We start from the raw sequence: 18,429 nt of genomic DNA on the forward strand, positions 1-18,429 counted from the left end.
AAGTTGCATACGCGTTACGCACCCATCCGCCGGTCGTCGTCATCGGAAGCAAGCTTCCAACACGTTACCCCTCGACTTGCATGTGTTAAGCCTATCGCTAGCGTTCATCCTGAGCCAGGATCAAACTCTCCATTGTTAAGAAAATTTTGTTCCTTTGCTCTTCTTCCTCTACTATCAAGTAGCGGATCAAGAGCTGCTCATATGTTGCTCTTCGCTTTATTGGTTTCGTACGTTGACGTATATATATCGTCACTTAAACTTTCACCCAAGTTGTATCTCTCTAGGTCTCAGACGAAGTGACACTATTACTGTCCCATCGTGAAAACTGGTATACTACTTGTTTTCTTGTCTTGTACTTACACAATTCACATCGCTCACTCCTTATCTCTAAGAAGGGCGATGCCCTTGTCTTATCTTTATGTCTATGATCTCTTTTTCAGCATCCCCTGCCCCTCGGGCGGTGATGTGAGTGCAAAGGTACGAAAGTTTTTCATTCCTGCAAGCGATCCGAAAAATTCTTTTTCTGCGACTCGCTCGCCCCGACCTCTGCCGGAGCCTCAGGAGCGTACCCCTCTCGGCTTTGCGAGTGCAAAGGTACAACTTTTCTCATTCCCCGCAAGCCCTGTCCCGAAAATTCCTCAAAGAAATCTCACACTACCCTGACAGTCAGACCAAAAGAAATCCACTCCTCCACTAAACAACCCTACCCGAGACAGGAGCAAGAGACCCCGCTCCCATCAGACCTCGCACTATTACCGGTAATAGATTTCCCCCAGAGCCGGGACACCCCTACCCCCTAACCATCACCCCGGAGCAGCTACCCCTACCTCTCTCACCCCCAAGGAATACAATAATCAAAATAAAAAATTAGCCCGGCGTCGTAAAAGCAATCTCGAAAATACGAGCGGATAAACCACAACACGGCTTTAGGATCCGTCGCAAATCAGCCGGGACATCGCAGCCTCGTAGATCATCACCCGCCTCATACACACTAAATTGGCTTGCCCACTTGCACTCTCTAAAAAAGAATAAATACCCCTGTAGTTTACCCTATTAGGCAGTAGTTAAATTATACTTACATTTGTCTCCGAACTAATCGTGGGGACAATTTCAACCTTGGTCTCCATGGTCGGTTTTAACTTTTAAACCAAACCACTTATGAAGAAAAGACACCTGTTCTGGCTGATCTTAGCCGGGGTCCTCTGTAGCTGCTCCAATAAGAGCAACGTGCAGGAGCCGGAGAAGACAGCTCCCGAACTAGTCAAAGATGACTACTTCATCTCTGAAGACAGAGCCGAAGAGATTGCGGCCGCACTCCCGATAGAGGGGAAGCTGCACCTCTTAGCGACAGACAAGAGCGTGCCCGGCACAAGAAGCATCGGGTCAGTAGAGAGCGAGTATCAGCCGGCGTATTACGTCTTTGCCGGTGAGAAGAGTGGCTACGCCATCGTAGCAGCCACTGAGCGCGCCTACCCGCTACTGGGATTCTCCGAGAGCGGCAGGATCGACCCTAAGGACATGCCTTGCGGTCTGCTGATGATGCTTGATCTCTACGCTGAGCAGATCAATGCGGCACGAGCTCTCGACATCGTGCCAACAACCACTCGAGCTGACGTTGATCCAGGCAAAATCGTAGTAGAGCCACTGCTTGGAGATATCATGTGGGACCAGATGGCTCCCTTTAATGGCATGACCCCCGGACACGCTCCGACGGGATGCGTCGCTACGGCCACAGCCCAGATCATGCGCTACTGGAGATATCCGGATCATGCAGTGGGAACACATGGCTACATGAGTCAGTCCTATGGCTACCTCTCCCACGACTACAACTACCGCATTGACTGGGTCGACATGCCAGTCGCACCGAATGGCACACCCGATAACAAGATAGATGCTAAGCCCAATCCGACCATTGCGCGATTTATGTACGGGCTGGGGGTAGCTTTTGACATGAACTACGCCCCTCAGGGTAGCGGAACCACGCACGACAAGGTGGTACCCGCTCTGATCCGCCACTACGGCTACTCCAAGGACATCAAGCGTATCACGGCGCAAGAGGCTGGTAGCCTATGGTCAGCTATCATCAAGAGCGAGCTCGATGCCCGTCATCCCGTACTCCATGGCGGCACCGGGAAGGGTGGCGGTCACTCCTTCGTCTGTGATGGATACACGACTGACGACCTCTTTCACTTCAATTGGGGCTGGAGTGGCGTCTCCAATGGCTGGTTTAAGCTCAATGCCCTCGATCCGGATGCCCTCGGCACAGGAGGCGGTGCAGGTGGTGGGTACAACCAAAATAGAGACATCGTGATCAACATTGCTCCACCTGCTCGCATCCAGGGAGACAATACGGACGGCAAGGATCTGGAAGAGGACGACGAACAGACCGATGAGGATGAGGGGTCCATCATAGACAATGGGGTGTCCTACTCCGGCGTGACGGTCTTTGAGCCGCTCGACCTCTTTATGGGATATGTGAGCATCAATGGCATGAGCAATCCCTCGGCGGCTGACGGCTACTCGCTCTACAACAGGAGTGACCGACTCATCTCGGCAACCGCCGGTGAGAAGCTCGAGATAGAGATCGAGACCGATCGCACCAATTTCTTCACTTCCCCCGTCATCGGTATCTACATTGACTACAATGACAATGGGGTATTCTACAAGTACGAGACAAAGGATGGTCAGGAGACCAATGACCCAGACGAGAAAGTCTATTTAGGGAAAGTCACTCGCGGCACATTCACCACCACGTACACGATCCCCACGACTGCCACTAAGGGCACACACCGCCTCCGTATCGTCCTCGATGACGACAAAGAGTACAAGGGGAAGAAAGAGGGCGGCTTCTGGGCTACCAACCCCAATACAAACGCACTGATAGCCGGAGAAGTGGAGGACTACTTCATCGAGATAAAGTAAACCACGGTCCTGCCATATATTATCTAGTAAAGTATGAATAAGCGACAATATATAATGATGGTCGTTGCAGTCACGGTGGGCTTGCTCCTCGCCGGCTGTACGGACCTCACTGACCTCGACAATCGCGTCAAGGATCTGGAGGGTCGGATGACCAAGGTGGAGGGACTGGTAAAGTCCGCCAATGAGAGCATCTCCTCTCTGCAGAAGCTCATCGATGCTCAGAGCAAGAATAAGTCTGTCAGGGACTATCGCAAGCTGGAGGACGGCACGGGGTATGTGCTGGTAATGAGTGACGGCGAGGAGATCGTCGTCCGCTCCGGCAAGATGCCTCAGATCGGTATGATCGAGGAGGATGGTGTCCTCTACTGGGCGATCGACGGTAAGATCATACACGATGCTAAGGGTAACCCAGTCCCCGCCAAGGGACCCAAGGGGGATCCCGGCGAGCCGGGTCAACCTGGTGAGCCCGGCAAGCCCGGCGAACCAGGTCAGCCCGGAGAGCCCGGAGAGCCAGGCCAGCCCGGTGAACCCGGCCAGCCAGGTGAACCCGGCCAGCCAGGTCAGCCCGGAGCGGACGGAGAGGACGGCACCGATGGCGTGGACGGCATCACCCCGCAGCTCCGTGTGGATGCAGACGGATACTGGGAGGTGAGCCTTGACAATGGCACCACCTGGCAGTCTGTCCTTGATGTCAATGGTCAAAAGGTGAAGGCAAGAGCAACCACCGCCAATCTCCAGATCACTGAGGATGACGACAGCGTAACGATCGTCTACAATGGCAAGACCTTTGTCCTGCCCAAGGCACCCAAGGTCGTCCCCGCCACAGGGATCCGACTCACCGAGACCTCTGCAGAGTTGGACGAGGGCGAGACACTTGAGCTCTTCTACAAGCTGGAGCCGAGCGATGCCACGACACAGGGAGTTGTGTGGGCATCGGACAATACCGATGTTGCCACCGTGGACGAGGACGGTATCGTCACTGCAGTCAAGGCCGGCACCGCCAACATCACCGTATCCGTCAAGGGACAGCCGGAGATCAAGGCAACCTGCACCATTACCGTCAAGAGCAGCACCATTGCTGTCACCAAGCTTACTCTCTCCGAGACCTCCGCTGAGGTCTCCGTCGGTAAGACGCTGGCCCTCTCCTGCACCATCGAGCCTACCAATGCGACCAATAAGGAACTCATCTGGAGCTCCTTAGACGAGACGATCGCCACGGTGGATGCACAGGGCGTAGTGACCGGTGTCAAGGCCGGTACCGTCACCATCACGGTTGCCTCCAAGTCCAATCCCTCGGTCACGGCAACCTGCACAGTGACTGTCGTAGGAGAGACCTCCATTGACGATGTACCGGTTGTTGGGCTCTAAATGAATACACTATTATGAGACAAAATATATCCTATATCTTTACCGCACTACTGCTCCTTGCACTGGCTTCGTGTCAGCAGAGAGCGCAGATGCCGGAGCCGGACAATACAGATGCCACAGGAGGGTACACGATGTCCCTCACCGTCGTCGCTCCTGACGCCGACCCATCACTCCGCGCCCACCTGTCGGGAGAGGCAGGAGACCCGGTGCTCAAGGCGACTTTCAAAGAGGACGATGACATTGCTCTCTTCGTCTGGCAGGACGGCAAGCTCTATGACCTCGCCAACGTCGGCTTTGCCAGCGTGGAGGAGGGCGGCAAGCGTGCCACACTCACCTTCGAGCTGCCGGCAGGTGTCGATGAGACCAAGCCGATCGACCTCATCGCCTACGATGGGCCGGCCGACTTTGGGTTCAAGAGTGGCACTGAAGTCAAAAGAGATCGCATGCTGATCGAGGGTGATAAGATCTTAGTCAGTGCCGAGTCCTATGGACCGATCGCTTTGGACGAATTCTCCGCTCCGGTGATGTTTCACGAGAAGGGGATTATCCCATCGGAGACTGAGCGGACCGAGAGGTTTGTGAAGTTTAAGCACTTCGGATGCTACGAGGTGATCTTCTTCACAAACAACTCCGATGCGCCCATCAGACCACGCGTAGGTCTTTCCCAGAAGGGTCGTACCTCCAAGTATGGGGGCTGGCGCTCATGGGCACTTAAAATGGAGATGAATATGACGGATTACTCCATGACTTATCCGCATATGAACTTTACAACCGGTGAGATCATCTACACTAAAGATGCAAACCCAAGAAAGCCATTTGCAATGCTCAAAAACCTAGATCCAGGTGCAACCGTAGCAATGGTCACTTGGTACGTGCCCAATGCCAAGGTTACTGTGCCGGATCTGGAGCTTGCTTATCAGGATGGTCACAACTGGGTAGTGTCCGATCAGAAGATCGCTGCCAAGGACTTCCCTATGGAGATCGGCAAGGCTTATGCGGTCTCCGGCTCATGGGATGGCACCAAGGTGACCATTGGTGAGGTGGAGATCATAGAGCCGACAGCCATCAAGCTGGACCAGGACAAGGTGACACTCGGAGTGGGCGAGACTGCCACCCTTAAGGCGACGATCGAGCCGGAGGAGGCAACCAATAAGAACGTCACCTGGAGCTCCTCTGACGACACCACCGTGACCGTAGAGGATGGCGTGGTGACGGGGAAGAAGGTCGGAACCGCCACCATCACCGCCGAGACCTCCAATGGTCTCAAGGCGACAGCCGAGGTGATCGTGAAGGAGATAGCTGTGACCAAGGTGACTCTCTCTGAGACCACGGCGACGATGACGATCGGAGGCGAGCTGGAGCTCACCGCCACGATCGAGCCAAAGAATGCGACCGACCAGCGCCTCACCTGGAGCTCCTCCGACACCGGGGTAGCCACCGTCGACTCCAATGGTAAAGTGACTGCCAAGGCTGCCGGTCCCGCGACCATCACCGCCACGGCTGCCAGTGGCATCACCGCCGCCTGTGAGATCCTCGTCTCTGACGAGGTGATCGAGGTAACCGCCGTCACACTTGACAGGACCAAGGCTACGGTTAAGGTAGGGAAGTCGCTGCAGCTCACGGCCACCATCGAGCCATCCGGCGCAACCGACCAGAGGCTGGAGTGGATATCCTCAGACTCCGACACTGCCATAGTAACGGATGGACGTGTGACCGGTGTCGCCCCTGGCGAAGTAACCATCACCGTCAAGACGACTAACGGCAAGACAGCCACCTGCACCATCACCGTAGAGAAGACGACGGGCGTACCAGATGTCCCCGGTGTCGAAATTTAATCCTCTTCCCATGACTATGAATAAAAAGATATATGCAGGTCTACTGACCCTGCTCCCTATTCTATTAGCTCTCGCAGGCTGCACGCAGGAGAGCTTTCGCCCCACAGACGCAGACACCACGAATGGGTCCACACTGACGATAAAGGTGAATGCCCCCGGGGAGGATCCCTCTCTCCGTGCCGTGATGTCTCAGATGGAGGACTCTAAGGACTTCCTCGTACGCTTCGAGGCAGACGACAAGGTGCTGCTCTTTGCCTCCCAGGAGGGCAAGCTCTTCGAGATCGGAGAGGTTCCCTTCGCCTCGCTCTCAGAGGACGGCAAGGTAGGAACGCTCAGCGTCACCCTACCCGCAGAGATTGACCAAAGCAAGCCGATCGATCTCGTGGGCTACAACGGCATCAACCAGAGCAGTTTCAAGGGACCCAATATGGTCTACTACGACAAGGATCACTTCGATGAGAATATCCTCGCTCCAGAGCTGAAGGGTCGGGTGCTCGCACTGATGCCCGCCTCATCCTACAATGGATGCCGGATAGAGGACTTCGATGCACCTGTGGTCTTCCGTCTCAGGGGGATCGTCCCTGCCGAGACCGATATGACCAAGGTGGAGGGAGACTTTGAGCACATCGGAGCCTACGAGGTGGTCGTCCTCGAGAATAGGAGCGACAAGCCCTTCCGCGATCCCGTCACCTTCTCGGAGCCGGGGACACGGACGAAGAAAGACTACGTCTACAATGGTGGCTACCGCTCCGGTGTGGGGACCAGGTACCCCTTCATCGACCTGATGACGGGAGAGGTGCTGGAGTTAGCTCAGTCAAAGCCCTACCAGAGCTTCCTGTCCAGAGCCAAAGCACTGGAACCCGGAGAGACCGGTCTCTACATGACCTGGGTAATGCCTCGACCTGACCTAACACAGATCCCTGAGCTGACACTCGCTGCAGGATCCTACTCCTCCACCGTCACCTCAGAGGGATTGATCCCGGCACGCAAGGGACCGATGAAGAGTGGTATCGCCTACATCGGCTACGGCTACTGGGATGGCGAGCATATCGTCGCCCTGGATCGGGAGAAGGAGGAGCGCAAGACGCAGTATGTCACCATCACCACGGATATCCCGCTGGGCAGTCCCATCACCGTCACTGCCTACCTGGACTACAGCAGTCGTGATGCGGCCTACGTGGATCTTAATGATAATAACGTCAAGGATCCCGGTGAAGCGATTACGAAGTCTTTCGGCGCCATGGAGTACACCGTCTCCCAGCCGAGGATCTCCTTCCGCGGAGCATTTGAGGACCTGCAGCTCTCCAAGCAGCAGCTGACCGATGTGGAGATCAGCCCCGTCGCCTCCCTCTACGACCTGGATGTACGCAACAATATGCTCTCCGCCGCCGTGATCAATAAGATCATCGATCAGCTGCCGGACCGCAGTGGCGTAAAGCCCGACGACGTGCACCGCCTGCTGCTCCAGATTTCGGGTAATCCCGGTCTCGAGGAGGAGGACGTGGAGATCAACCTCCAGAAGGCCCTCGAAAAGGGGTGGAGCGTCGACGTACCGATTGTACGGAGTGACCTGCCTCAGAATTATATGGAGCTTTCCGGCGAGCCTCCTTTCACTCTGGCTTTCTCTGTGGAGGCTGATCCCGCAGAGCGTGACAAGATCTGGATCGACCTCAATGGCAACGGGACGCTGGACGAGGGGGAGAAGATCGAGACCTTCGGCTCCACCGGTGCCAACTTGGTCAATCCTACCACCAGCCAACTCATCATCTACGGACACATCACCTCACTTACTGTCTCGTATGGGCAGGTGAAGTATTACTGGGGTGGCTCCGACAATGCAAATACTGAGATCAAGCACCTCAACTTCTCCGGTACAGGAATATCAGCGTGCGTCCCAGCATGGTATCCCAAGCTTGAGACCCTTCTGCTGGCAGATAATCCAATGCTCCTCCTCATCAATACCAAGAAGCTGCCGTTCTTATCCAATCCGGCCGGCCTTATGGTCCTCGACCTGGGTAACTCCGGATCGATCATCCGCCAGATGAATATACCGTACGATGTGCCTCCTTTCAGTCAGATGACCGGTCTCACCTATCTCAATATCCAGGGTTGGGACTGGACCAGCGAGCAGGTCGACCTGAGCAAGATGACCAAGCTGGAGCGACTGATCGCCTCAGGCAATAAGCTCGAGAGGATCGACCTCTCCGGGGCAAAGAGCCTGAAGTACATTGAGCTCATCGGCAATCAGCTCACCGCCGAGACCATCGACAAGCTGCTGAGCGACCTGCCCGATCGTAACGGCAAGTCTCCCGGTCAGCTCTTCATCGCCGACAACCCCGGCTCCGGCTCCGGTAAGTACTCCATCGCACGGAGCAAGAACTGGAGAGTCGATGCCCGTAACAGCATCAGCAACCACCCTGCCCGCAGACCCAATATGGAGGGCGAAGACTGGTAATGACCCCGTGAGTCATTTTCCTCACAACGAACAATGTACACAACTATGATAAATAGAAAAGCAAGCCTCTCCCTGCTGCTGTCGCTCATCATCCTAGCGCTGTCAGCCTGCTCGGACAGGTCGATCAATACCCCGGAGGAGACCCCCGCAAGTGATGGTCAGACCTACACCCTGCGCATCACTGCCGGTCCCTCATCGGAGACCCGATCCATCATCAAGGATCGCAATAGCAAGGGCATCCTTCTCGAGTGGAATGAGGGGATGTTTGACCTCAATATCGCCTTCGTCCAGGAGGGCAAGGTAAGACTCCAGCGCGGAGTAGAGGTACTTGAGACGAAGGGCGAGGACTGCACCTTCGAGGTAACCCTGCCTAAGGGGATCGATGCGGATAAGAAGTTTGACCTCTACGGCATCGTGGCTCAGGACATACTCCTCAAGAATAACCGACTCATGGTCGGCGTGGGAGCCAGGCCGCTCTACGAGCTGACCAAGTACTCCAATAATAAGGACGGCTACGTGCCGGTCTACTTCTGTGCCGAGAAGGTCTCCGTCTTTGACAAGGAGATCAAGGCAGAATTTGTCCACCTCGGCTCCCTTGCCGTCGTGACGCTCAAGAACAACTCCGACAAGCCTTGGCATCTGGCGGGGATGGCAGTTCGTCCGGCAGACGGGGTCACTGAGTTTTACCACAAGGGCTCACTGCCCTTTGCCGGCAATGCCGAGATCCCCTACCTCAACATCATGGACCTGACGGAGGATCCTGTCGACTACATGACTGCGGTCACCTACCCCGATGTGACGATTGCACCGAAAGAGACACAGCACCTCGGATTCTGGTTCTGCCCCAATACGGAGAGCACTCCCGAGGTAAGCCTCGTGGCTTACGATGCGGAGAAGCGTGAGGAGATCATCTCCACCAATACCCGTCCCGCCCGCCCAGGTGCCATGCAGCCGGGGAAGGCGTACAACCTCTACGCCGAGTGGAGCGGTACGGAGCTTATGCTTGTCGATTCCTTCGACAAGGAGTTGCCGACCGATCTGCCGACGATCAAGTTCACCCTCAATTCCGATCCTGCCGAGGGCATTTATCTCTCCATCAGTCCGAGCAATCAGGAGGCTGAGAGTACCGCGTGGATTGATCTCAATGCCAACGGCACCTTTGACCCCGGAGAGGCGATCACAGAGTTTCAGTATGACCTCCGTAAGGATGATATGACCCTCTACAAGCCGACCGAGACCACCCTCACGATCCATGGAGACATCAGTGGCTTTGCCGTCTCCGGTGTGTCCGATGAGGAAAAGAGGATGGTGAATTGGCTCACCTCCCTCGAGGTCAGTGACAACAGCCCGCTCAAGAACTTAGTGGTCTACAATGGTGACATCAAGTCTGTAGACCTCTCCGGTCTGACGAGATTAGAGGAGCTGGAGTGGGTGGCCAATGGCACAGAGACCATCACCCTGCCGACCGATGGCAAGACCCTGCAGTCTGTGATCGTCTCGGGCAATCCTGATCTCAAGACGATCGACATTAGTAGCGCCGCTAACCTGGTGGTCCTATTACTCGAGGAGAATGGACTCACCTCCATCACCACACCGACGATCTTTAACGGTCTCTGGATCGGCAGCCTCAAGGGCAATCAGCTGGAAAGAGCACCTCTGGAGAACTTTATGAGAAGTCTCAATAAGGGCGAGCAGAAGCTTGCAGAATGGATGTTCACCCTTGACATCTCGGACAATCCCGGCTCTGCCAAGGCTGACACCTCCATAGCCACCACCAAGGGCTGGTCGGTGACTCACGACGTAGAGTAACCCCGAGGACACACCTAACAGAAGAGGAGGCATCGACCACAGCGGTCGGTGCCTCCTCTTTTTTTTTGCGCTCCCTCCACACGAGACAGAGACATCGCCCCGAGGTAATGCCCGCTGACTAATATCGGTATGAGGGAAATCTAATACCGGTATTAGTGAAGACCAATATCGGTATTAGTCGACACTATTACCGGTAATAGTATGAAGGGATAGTTTCCTGCCTGTAATCGGTGTGGTGCGGGGCACTTCCGGATCCCAGTCCTGTATGAAGACGCTAAGTCTGTCAGTCTGTGGTGATATACGCTATATAAACCGGTCAAAGACGGCCTTGTAGCCGTCGACCATACGCTCCCAGGAGAAGTGGTCGGTGGTGTAAGACTGCCCCCTCCTGCCCCACTCCGCCAGCTCCTGCTGCGGCATGGAGAGGAGCTCGCGGATCTTGGCGATCCAGCGGTCGGGCTCTTCGGGCGGCAGGAGGGTACCATTGGCGCCATCGATCACCGCCTCGGTGATCCCCTCTATGCCGGAGGCGACTACCCAGGTCCCTCGCACACTTGCCTCGAGAGCAACGAGTCCGAAGCCCTCCTGGTCGCCCTCGACGGGGATATTGGGCATCACGAAGAGATCCGCCAGCGAGTAGAGCGACATAAGATCATCGAAGGAGACTCGCCCCAGGTGATAGACGCCGGGAGTCGTCTCTAATAGCTCGTCCAGCTCTGCCTCATCGGTGGGTGCACCGAGGAAGAGCCGCAGGTCATTCCACGGTATGTAGCGCGTCACGGACTGCATGAAGGACTGCTCCTGCCGCCGAGGGCCGGTCATCAGCAGCACCACATCGGGTCCGAGAGAGGGCATCACATTCTTTATAAACCACGAGAAGCCCTTCCGTCTCACCGAGCGACCACTGGCGATGATCACCCGCTTGCCACGCACGTCTACGCCTCGCGACAGCAGCTCATCGGTGATCTCCTCCCGGCGATCGGGCTTATCCGCCAGTGACACATCGACGCCATTGGGCACCGTATAAGTGTGCTCCGGATCAAACCCTCGCTTGAGGCACTGCTGGCGGGTGTACTCACTGACACAGATCGCCGCGTCGTACTGCTCCAGCTTGGGGATAAGCTTATCCTGATAAAAATCCAGCGGGAAGGTGACGTCCAGCCCGTGATAAGTGACGACTATTGGAATGTCGAGCTCCTTCTGCATCCAGAGCGAGGCGGAGGCCATCGCGCCATCATTGAGGTGGATCAGCCGTATCTCGGGGTGACTCTCGAGGCACTCCATAATGTGTCGCTTGAGAGCTGCGAGCCAGACCACTTTGGGCTGATCTCCTTTCTTATAGGTAAAGGAGTGGACCTTATAGTAGGCCCTGAGTCCCTTGATGAGCTCATAGCTCTGCCGCTCCATCCCTCCGGTGGAGGGGGGATACTTGTGCGAAATACAGAGTATCTCAGGCTTCTTTCCGGTCATGGAATATCAGGATTCATAGTGATAAAAGGTCTACTCCCCACTCTTCTTCTCCGGACGACGGCGATAGACCACAAGCGAGGCGATCCCCGCCACGGCGAGCCAGAAGAGCTGACGCCCGCGGCGCATAAGCGAGGCGGCGAGCCACACTTCGTTGCTCTGCACACCGATCAGGTCGAGCATCACCTTATTACCATACTCTTCGATGCCCAGCTGCCCGGGGATGACCGACCCGAGGGTCTTGAAGACCCCCACGCCCATCTCCACGGCGATGGCGCTCATCACGGTGACGTCAAGCCCCAGCGTCGTAAAGATGACGAAAAACTCCATTGCCCCGAAGACCCAGTGGACCATACAGAGCCCCAGCGTAAGGCAAAAGCGGCGCTTGTGTCGGTGGAAAAACCGAGCTGCCTCGAGATTGGCAGCATAAGTCTTACGGATCCGCTCCTCGGAGAGGAAGGACCAGTGGGTCCGCCGGGCAATGCTGTCCACCGTCCGACCGATCAGCAGGCGGGGATGGACGAGCAGGCGGAAGAGACCGTAAAAGATAAGGACCATCACCGCCACCGTGCCGAGAGCGACCAGTATGCCTCGCGTCCCACGTATCGCACTTCCCATCAGGATATAGAAGACTGCGAGGATCGTCATCAGCACATTGGCGAGGATCACCAGCCCCCTATGGGTGAGGACGGAGCTGAGGGCGTGCTCGACAGAGATCCCGTCGCGCCGCATCAGCATCACCTTCACCGTCTCACCCGCCACTACGCCGGTGGGATTGAAGGGCGCCAGCATATCGCCTATCAGTCGGTAGATAAAGAGCCTCCAGAAGGGCAGGCTCCGCTCCCCGCCGACGCTGAGACAGAGGCTCCAGGCGACATTGGAGGCCGCATAGGAGATAAAGGACATCAGGACGACTAAGGGGAGCATCACGGGTGTCTTCCGGAGCAGATCCCCCAGGGCGGAGAAGTCCACCGAGGCGACGAAGCGGACGACCAGCACCATCACCACCACGAGGAGACTCCAGGTGACGATTTTGATGATCCTCTTAGACTTCGCTTCGCCGTCAGGCAAGTTTTTTTGGCTCTTGGACATGTCAGTAAACCTGATCAGCTCCACTCAAAGGAGCGTGCAATAATACACTATTTTCCTATCATACTCCTATACATCAGTCTCACAGGCGATTGCGACCCATCCGTCGTCCCCCTCACAGCCACATCGGTATGGCTCGCTCTGTCATGGAGAGGTAAAATCCCATATGACGCTTCTCGGTCTCAGCCGGCTTGCATCACACCTGCCCGCGGAAGCACAGAATGCCACGCCACAGAGGGGGCAGCGTCGGCGGCTCCTTGCTTGACTGCAAAGGAATTAGTAAATTTGCGGTCTGAATAGAGCAGAAAGCCATGGACAGGAGGAAGGATGCCTATAAGATCGACTTCACGGAGCCTCTCAGAGGTCCCGAGTCGCTCGCATACCACTTTGACGACGACTTCTTCTCCGAGCAGGGAGACGAAGAGATCCTTGGCGGCGACGTGGATCTGGATCTGGAGATCCGGCCTACATCGAGCCACTCGTACCAGCTACTACTCCACTACGGGGGGGCGGTCACCGTACCATGCGACCGCTGCCTGGCGCCCTTGGAGGTGGAGGTGGACACGGACGAGGAGATCACCGTCGAGATAGGTGAGGCACTGGATGAGGAGAATGACGAAGCCCTCGTCCTGGACGCTGCAGACCCCCGATATGACTTCAGCTTTATCTTCTACGAGCTCATCAAGGTGAGCCTCCCGATCGTCCACTCACATGAGGACATCGCGGAGTGCGACCCCTCGGTGGTCAGCTTCCTTATGGAGGGCGAGGCGCCCGAGGAGACGCCGGAGGATCCCCGATGGGAGAGTCTCCGCAAGAAGATCTCCGGGGAGGACGACACCGAGTCTCGTAAGTAAGTCAAGACAGAAAAGTAACACTCATATAATAGAAGTACATCATCATGGCACATCCTAAGAGACGTCAGTCCCACACCAGGACCAGAAAGCGTAGGACTCACGACGTAGCCAAGACCCCCGCGCTGACACGCTGTCCCAACTGCGGCTCCTGGCACGTCTATCACACCGTATGCAACACCTGCGGCTACTACCGCGGTCAGATCGCTGTAGAGGTGGAGGAGTAAGATCCTGCCATCTTACAAGACCTCGTCCCCACTCAGTTATATGATTGAGTGGGGACGAGGTCTTTTGCCATAGCATCTTTATTACTTTTCTGGGGCGCAAGACATCCTCATAAGATCTCCCCAGACAACAGTAATCCCCGCCGTCTCCTCAGACGACGGGGATTACCTGTCTTGCTATCTATAAAAGAGATTAGTACTCCTCTTGACGCTGGAGGCGGACCATACGAGCGAAGTCACCGTCACGGCGTACCAGCTCGTCAGGAGATCCCTCCTCAGCTATACGACCATCCTTAAGGAGCACGACGTGATCGGCATTGCGAATCGTACGCATACGATGAGCAATGACAAGGACGGTCTTATCCCGCGTCAGCTCCGAGATACCTAACTGGATCTTCGTTTCATTCTCTGCATCGAGGCTCGCCGTTGCCTCGTCAAGAAGGACAATGGGAGCGTCCTTAAGGAGTGCCCGTGCAATGGAGAGCCGTTGTCGCTCCCCGCCGGAGAGGGTTTCGCCATTCTCCCCTATGATCGAGTCGTACCCCTCCGGCATCCGGCGGATGAAGTCCTCACACTGAGCCAGCCGTGCGACACGCTTCACTTCCTCATCGGTGGCGTCCGGCTTCCCTATGCGGATATTGTCTGCTATGGAGGAGTGGAAAAGAACTACGTCCTGAAAGACGATCGCAAAGTCCCGCAGCAGAGTCTCGGGGTCTATCCCGGCAATGTCCTTACCCCCGATGAGGACCTCGCCTCCATCCACATCCCAGAAGCGGGCAGCCAGCTTGGCGCATGTGCTCTTTCCCCCACCCGAGGGTCCTACAAGTGCCGTCACTTCACCCTCACGAGCGGTGAAGGAGACATCCTCGAGCACCTGCTTTCCTTCCTCGTAGGAGAAGGAGACATGGCGGAATTCTATGTCGTGATTGGGAAGGTCACACTCCTCACTACCCTCTTGCATCGGCATCGACTCAATCTCACGCATACGGTTCAGCCGCACGTCGAGGAAGGAGAGCAGGGCGAGATTGTTGCAGACCTCCTGCACAGGATTGTAGACCATTGCCGAAGCGAGGAGGAAGGCCAAGTAGACGAAGAGCGAGACTGTCCCGGTCGTCAGGAGCCAAGCCCCTACAAGGAGGACGGTAGGCATGCCAAGCTTCAAGAGGACGGCGGCAGAATTGACAGCCGCAGAGGAGCCCAGCTCCACATCGACTAATTCCCGCTCATAGTCTTTCAGCTCCTCATCCAGCCGGGTCCTGTACTCCTCCTCTCCGGAGTAGGACTTGATCTCCTGTACGCACTCTAGTCCCTCCTGTATCGTCTCGGTGACACGGCGCTTCACGGTGTAGTGATCCTTAAACTCATGCGAGAGACGGCGTCTGCTGAGGAGAAGAATCGCCACAGCAACAGGTACGACCCAGAATAGTGCCAAGCTCAGGCGCCAATCGTAGCAAAACATACCGATGGCCACGATCAACACGCTCAGGAAGGAGGCGAAGAGCTGCGGGACAGTGTGAGAGAAGGTCTGCTCCAGCTGCGTGCAGTCCTCCATAACAGTCGATGTGAGATCAGAGAGATTTCGCTCCGCAAAAAATGCGAGTGGCAGCCGGCGCAGCTTCTCCGCCAGCGTGATCCGTCGCCGTGCACTCTCTCCAAAGACAGTGGTGTAGGTGCTATCGTACTGTAAGCGATTGATGACGTACATCACAATCATCAGCCCCAACGCAAGGAGGATGTAAAAGGTGAGACTGTGTGGTTCTCCTCCTTTCGCCGGATCGAGATACTCGGTGAGGAAGTAGAATAGGTAGCAGATCGGGAACATCAGCCCGATATTCTGCAGGGTGGAGAAAATGATTCCCCGCTTGAGATCACGGGCTCCCTTCTCGGAGAGGACAAAGCGCTCTTGTAGATATTTTGTAATCATAATTTTCATTCTGTTCTTTGTAGGAAAGGCAATAACGTCACGGAAGGCCTCTGCAGAGACCATCACAACTTCCAGGCGACAGCCCTCTGGTACTCGTCCCACATCAAGCGGTAGGTGCCATTTCGCTCCATAAGCTCATCGTGTGTCCCCTCCTCCACGATCGTTCCCTCCTTCATCACCACAATGCTGTCGGCGTGGCGTACCGTCGTGAGGCGGTGGGCGATCATCAGCACAGTTTTCCCTCTCGTGAGTCGGGTGAGAGCCTGGCGGATCAGGTGCTCGTTCTCCGGGTCGGCAAAGGCTGTCGCCTCATCGAGCACAACGATCGGGGCGTCCTTAAGAATGGCTCGCGCAAGCACGATGCGTTGCATCTCGCCACCGGAGAGATAAGTTCCTTCGGCACCGACGAGCGTATTGAGTCCCTCAGGAAGTCGATTGAGGATCTCTCGGCTCTGAGAGAGGTCGATAGCCCTGTTGACCTCCTCAAGTGTCGCATCTGGAGAGCCATACCTGACGTTTTCGAGAATGGTGGTCTTGAAGAGGCGAGTATTCTGGAAGACAAAGGAGACACTTTTCATCAGTTTCTCCGGTGACATCTTCCTCACGTCTACACCACCGACTAACACCCGTCCTCCGGTCGTGTCCCAGAAACGCGGTATCAGCCGTGCAAGGGTGGTCTTACCACTTCCAGATGGCCCCACGAGGGCAATTGTCTTCCCCTCTGGGACGTTGAGGGTGACGTGGCTGACAGCGTCCTCCTTTGCGCCCTCATAACGGAAGGAGACATCCTCCAAAGACACACTGTAACCCTTTGGCTCCAGAGTTGTCTCTACGGTAGGAAGGGGAGCCGTCTCCGTCAGCCCCTCCAAGCGGCGGATCGCCTCTCCGCAGAGGAAGAAGTCCTGCGACAAATAGGCGCAGCGCATAATACTGAGAGCGATGACCGGTGTGATCAGGACGTAGAGAAACATATCCGAGATCACCACCACAGGATCTCCTCCGTGACCAATGAGGATGATTGCCACCGGGACGAGGACGAAAGCAAAGGCACTCGTCAACACCGTGTAGAGGGACATCGGGCGGCGACAGAGACGCGAATACTTCGTCACGAGATCCCTGTAGTCGATGATGCTAGTGTAGAAGCGCTTGAAGGAGAAGACCGTCTGCTGGAAGACCTTGACTACCGGGATCCCCCGGACATACTCGACTGCCTCGGCGCTCATACGCTCCTGGGCATCGAGGTACTGCCGCTGAAAACCTCCCCTCTCAGCACCCATCATGTATCCCATCAGGCCATAGGAAAGAAGTATCGGGACAAGGGCAGCGAGCCCCAGCTGCCAGTCCACCACGAAGAGGAGTACAAGGATCCCCAGCGGGGCGACAACGCTGCTCGCGACATCCGGCAGGAGGTGTGCCACAAGCGTGTGCGTCATGCTCGAGTCCTCATCGATGATCTTCCGCATCCGACCGGTATCCTGACGGTCAAAGAATCCAAGTGGCGTACGCAAAAGGCGATCCATGGCAAATCGACGCATATTCGTCTCCACCCTAAATGCAGCCAGGTGAGAGAGCATTAGAGCACCGAAGTAGAGCAGCACAGTAGCAACAGAGACGACAAATGCCCACAGGGCATACGATCTGATGGGTGTCTCCGCAATGTCTCCACCTGCCGTAAGAAGGGTGCGCACCACCAGCCAGACGAGGACGAAAGGCACCAGCGATAGCAATCCATTGAGCGCCGAGAGGACGATGGAGAGCGGTATGAGGAGCTTACGCTTACCCATATACTCTCCCAGTTTCTTAAATGTATTCATAACTACTTATGTATTAATGGTTTCAAATGGCTTCAACAGCTCCGTCCACCCCGCCATACTGTAGCGGGAGTATTGATTGAGAGCAAGGTCGATCTCCTCATCCGTATATTCATCGTGCTCCACCAGTTCGGCAAAGATGTGCGCCCAGGATGAGCAGAGGATATGGATAAGGAAGGGCGATATATTGACCTCCAGATGAGGGTAGCGCTCCTTCATCAGACGCAAATACTCATTCCCTATCTCCGTCTGAGTGGCAATGATCCGATCCATGAAGTGCTCCAGCGATGACCCCTCGCAGTGGAAAAGCAGAAGGCGAAGCTCCGGGCGGTAAGCCTTGATAAGCTCCTTCATCCTCAGCTGATGGTCGAGGGAGAGCTCCGGCATCCGGAATACCCTCAGATCAAGGAAATCCTTGTCGTTGTGCGCTGAGAGATACCTGTCCAGCTCCTTGAGCAACGGGGCAAGGACAGCACGGAATAGGGCATCCTTGTCAGTAAAGTACCTGTAAATCGTGCCCACCGCCACGCCAGACCGCTTCGCTATGGTGCGAATCGAAGTCTCTCGCACGCCGTGCTCGATGAATTCCTCGCGTGCGACCGTCACAATGAGCCGACGGACCTCTTCCTTCAGATACTGCATCTCAGTGGGTGTCTCAGAAGTGAATGTTGCTC

12 protein-coding genes and 1 rRNA gene are annotated in these 18,429 nt (G+C 55.9%); 7 read left to right on the forward strand and 6 right to left on the reverse strand.

The genetic code is table 11. From position 1 onward, the window contains the following. A 16S ribosomal RNA gene (locus B088_RS03680) occupies positions 1–136 on the reverse strand; the annotation flags it as partial. A 1,022-nt stretch (positions 137–1,158) separates the two neighbouring features. Between B088_RS03680 and B088_RS08290 the strand changes: the two genes are divergently transcribed. From B088_RS08290 to B088_RS03705, 5 genes are read left to right on the forward strand one after another with little or no spacing between them, the layout of a single operon-like run. Further along, a complete protein-coding gene (locus tag B088_RS08290) occupies positions 1,159–2,922 on the forward strand; it encodes a C10 family peptidase (RefSeq protein WP_018107060.1) in 1,764 nt (587 codons plus the stop codon). Between the two features lie 33 nt (positions 2,923–2,955). Continuing rightward, positions 2,956–4,290, forward strand: a complete 1,335-nt coding sequence (locus B088_RS08295; protein WP_081605455.1) for an Ig-like domain-containing protein — start codon at positions 2,956–2,958, stop codon at positions 4,288–4,290. Positions 4,291–4,304: 14 nt separating this feature from the next. Then, positions 4,305–6,125, forward strand: a complete 1,821-nt coding sequence (locus B088_RS08300) for an Ig-like domain-containing protein (protein ID WP_050560120.1) — start codon at positions 4,305–4,307, stop codon at positions 6,123–6,125. Positions 6,126–6,141: 16 nt separating this feature from the next. Next, the gene (locus B088_RS03700; RefSeq protein ID WP_026170478.1) at positions 6,142–8,580 is read left to right on the forward strand and encodes a leucine-rich repeat domain-containing protein; all 2,439 of its coding nucleotides are present in this window, start codon (positions 6,142–6,144) and stop codon (positions 8,578–8,580) included. Positions 8,581–8,625: 45 nt separating this feature from the next. After that, on the forward strand, positions 8,626–10,389 hold the full coding sequence (locus tag B088_RS03705) for a leucine-rich repeat domain-containing protein (RefSeq protein WP_018107062.1): 1,764 nt from the start codon (positions 8,626–8,628) through the stop codon (positions 10,387–10,389). A 303-nt stretch (positions 10,390–10,692) separates the two neighbouring features. On the opposite strand, the gene B088_RS03710 is transcribed toward B088_RS03705, so the two are convergent. Both B088_RS03710 and B088_RS03715 read right to left on the reverse strand, forming a co-directional pair. Then, positions 10,693–11,859: a glycosyltransferase family 4 protein gene (locus B088_RS03710; RefSeq protein ID WP_018107063.1), complete on the reverse strand. Its 1,167-nt coding sequence runs from the start codon at positions 11,857–11,859 to the stop codon at positions 10,693–10,695. Between the two features lie 30 nt (positions 11,860–11,889). After that, positions 11,890–12,948 carry a lysylphosphatidylglycerol synthase transmembrane domain-containing protein gene (locus B088_RS03715; RefSeq protein WP_038973892.1) on the reverse strand — a complete coding sequence of 353 codons (1,059 nt, stop codon included), beginning with the start codon at positions 12,946–12,948 and terminating at the stop codon, positions 11,890–11,892. A gap of 308 nt (positions 12,949–13,256) precedes the next feature. On the opposite strand from B088_RS03715, the gene B088_RS03720 reads away from it, so the two are divergent. Together B088_RS03720 and rpmF are read left to right on the forward strand one after the other, a co-directional pair. Next, entirely contained in the window at positions 13,257–13,799 is a 543-nt protein-coding gene (locus B088_RS03720) for a YceD family protein (RefSeq protein ID WP_018107065.1), read from the forward strand. Positions 13,800–13,843: 44 nt separating this feature from the next. Continuing rightward, on the forward strand, positions 13,844–14,023 hold the full coding sequence (gene rpmF / locus B088_RS03725) for a 50S ribosomal protein L32 (protein WP_018107066.1): 180 nt from the start codon (positions 13,844–13,846) through the stop codon (positions 14,021–14,023). 190 nt (positions 14,024–14,213) lie between these two features. Here rpmF and B088_RS03730 read toward each other — a convergent pair whose 3' ends face one another. The 3 genes from B088_RS03730 to B088_RS03740 all read right to left on the reverse strand — a co-directional run bounded on the left by B088_RS03730 (position 14,214) and on the right by B088_RS03740 (position 18,397). After that, complete coding sequence (locus B088_RS03730; RefSeq protein ID WP_025081849.1) at positions 14,214–15,941, reverse strand: ABC transporter ATP-binding protein; 1,728 nt, start codon at positions 15,939–15,941, stop codon at positions 14,214–14,216. A 65-nt stretch (positions 15,942–16,006) separates the two neighbouring features. Then, positions 16,007–17,758 carry an ABC transporter ATP-binding protein gene (locus B088_RS03735; protein WP_018107068.1) on the reverse strand — a complete coding sequence of 584 codons (1,752 nt, stop codon included), beginning with the start codon at positions 17,756–17,758 and terminating at the stop codon, positions 16,007–16,009. Between the two features lie 6 nt (positions 17,759–17,764). Beyond that, positions 17,765–18,397, reverse strand: coding sequence for a TetR/AcrR family transcriptional regulator (locus B088_RS03740; protein ID WP_018107069.1), 633 nt, complete (start codon positions 18,395–18,397; stop codon positions 17,765–17,767). Between the last annotated feature and the right edge of the window lie 32 nt (positions 18,398–18,429).

The sequence above is a fragment of the Porphyromonas bennonis DSM 23058 = JCM 16335 genome, from assembly GCF_000375645.1.
GTDB classification, from domain to species: Bacteria; Bacteroidota; Bacteroidia; order Bacteroidales; family Porphyromonadaceae; genus Porphyromonas_A; species Porphyromonas_A bennonis.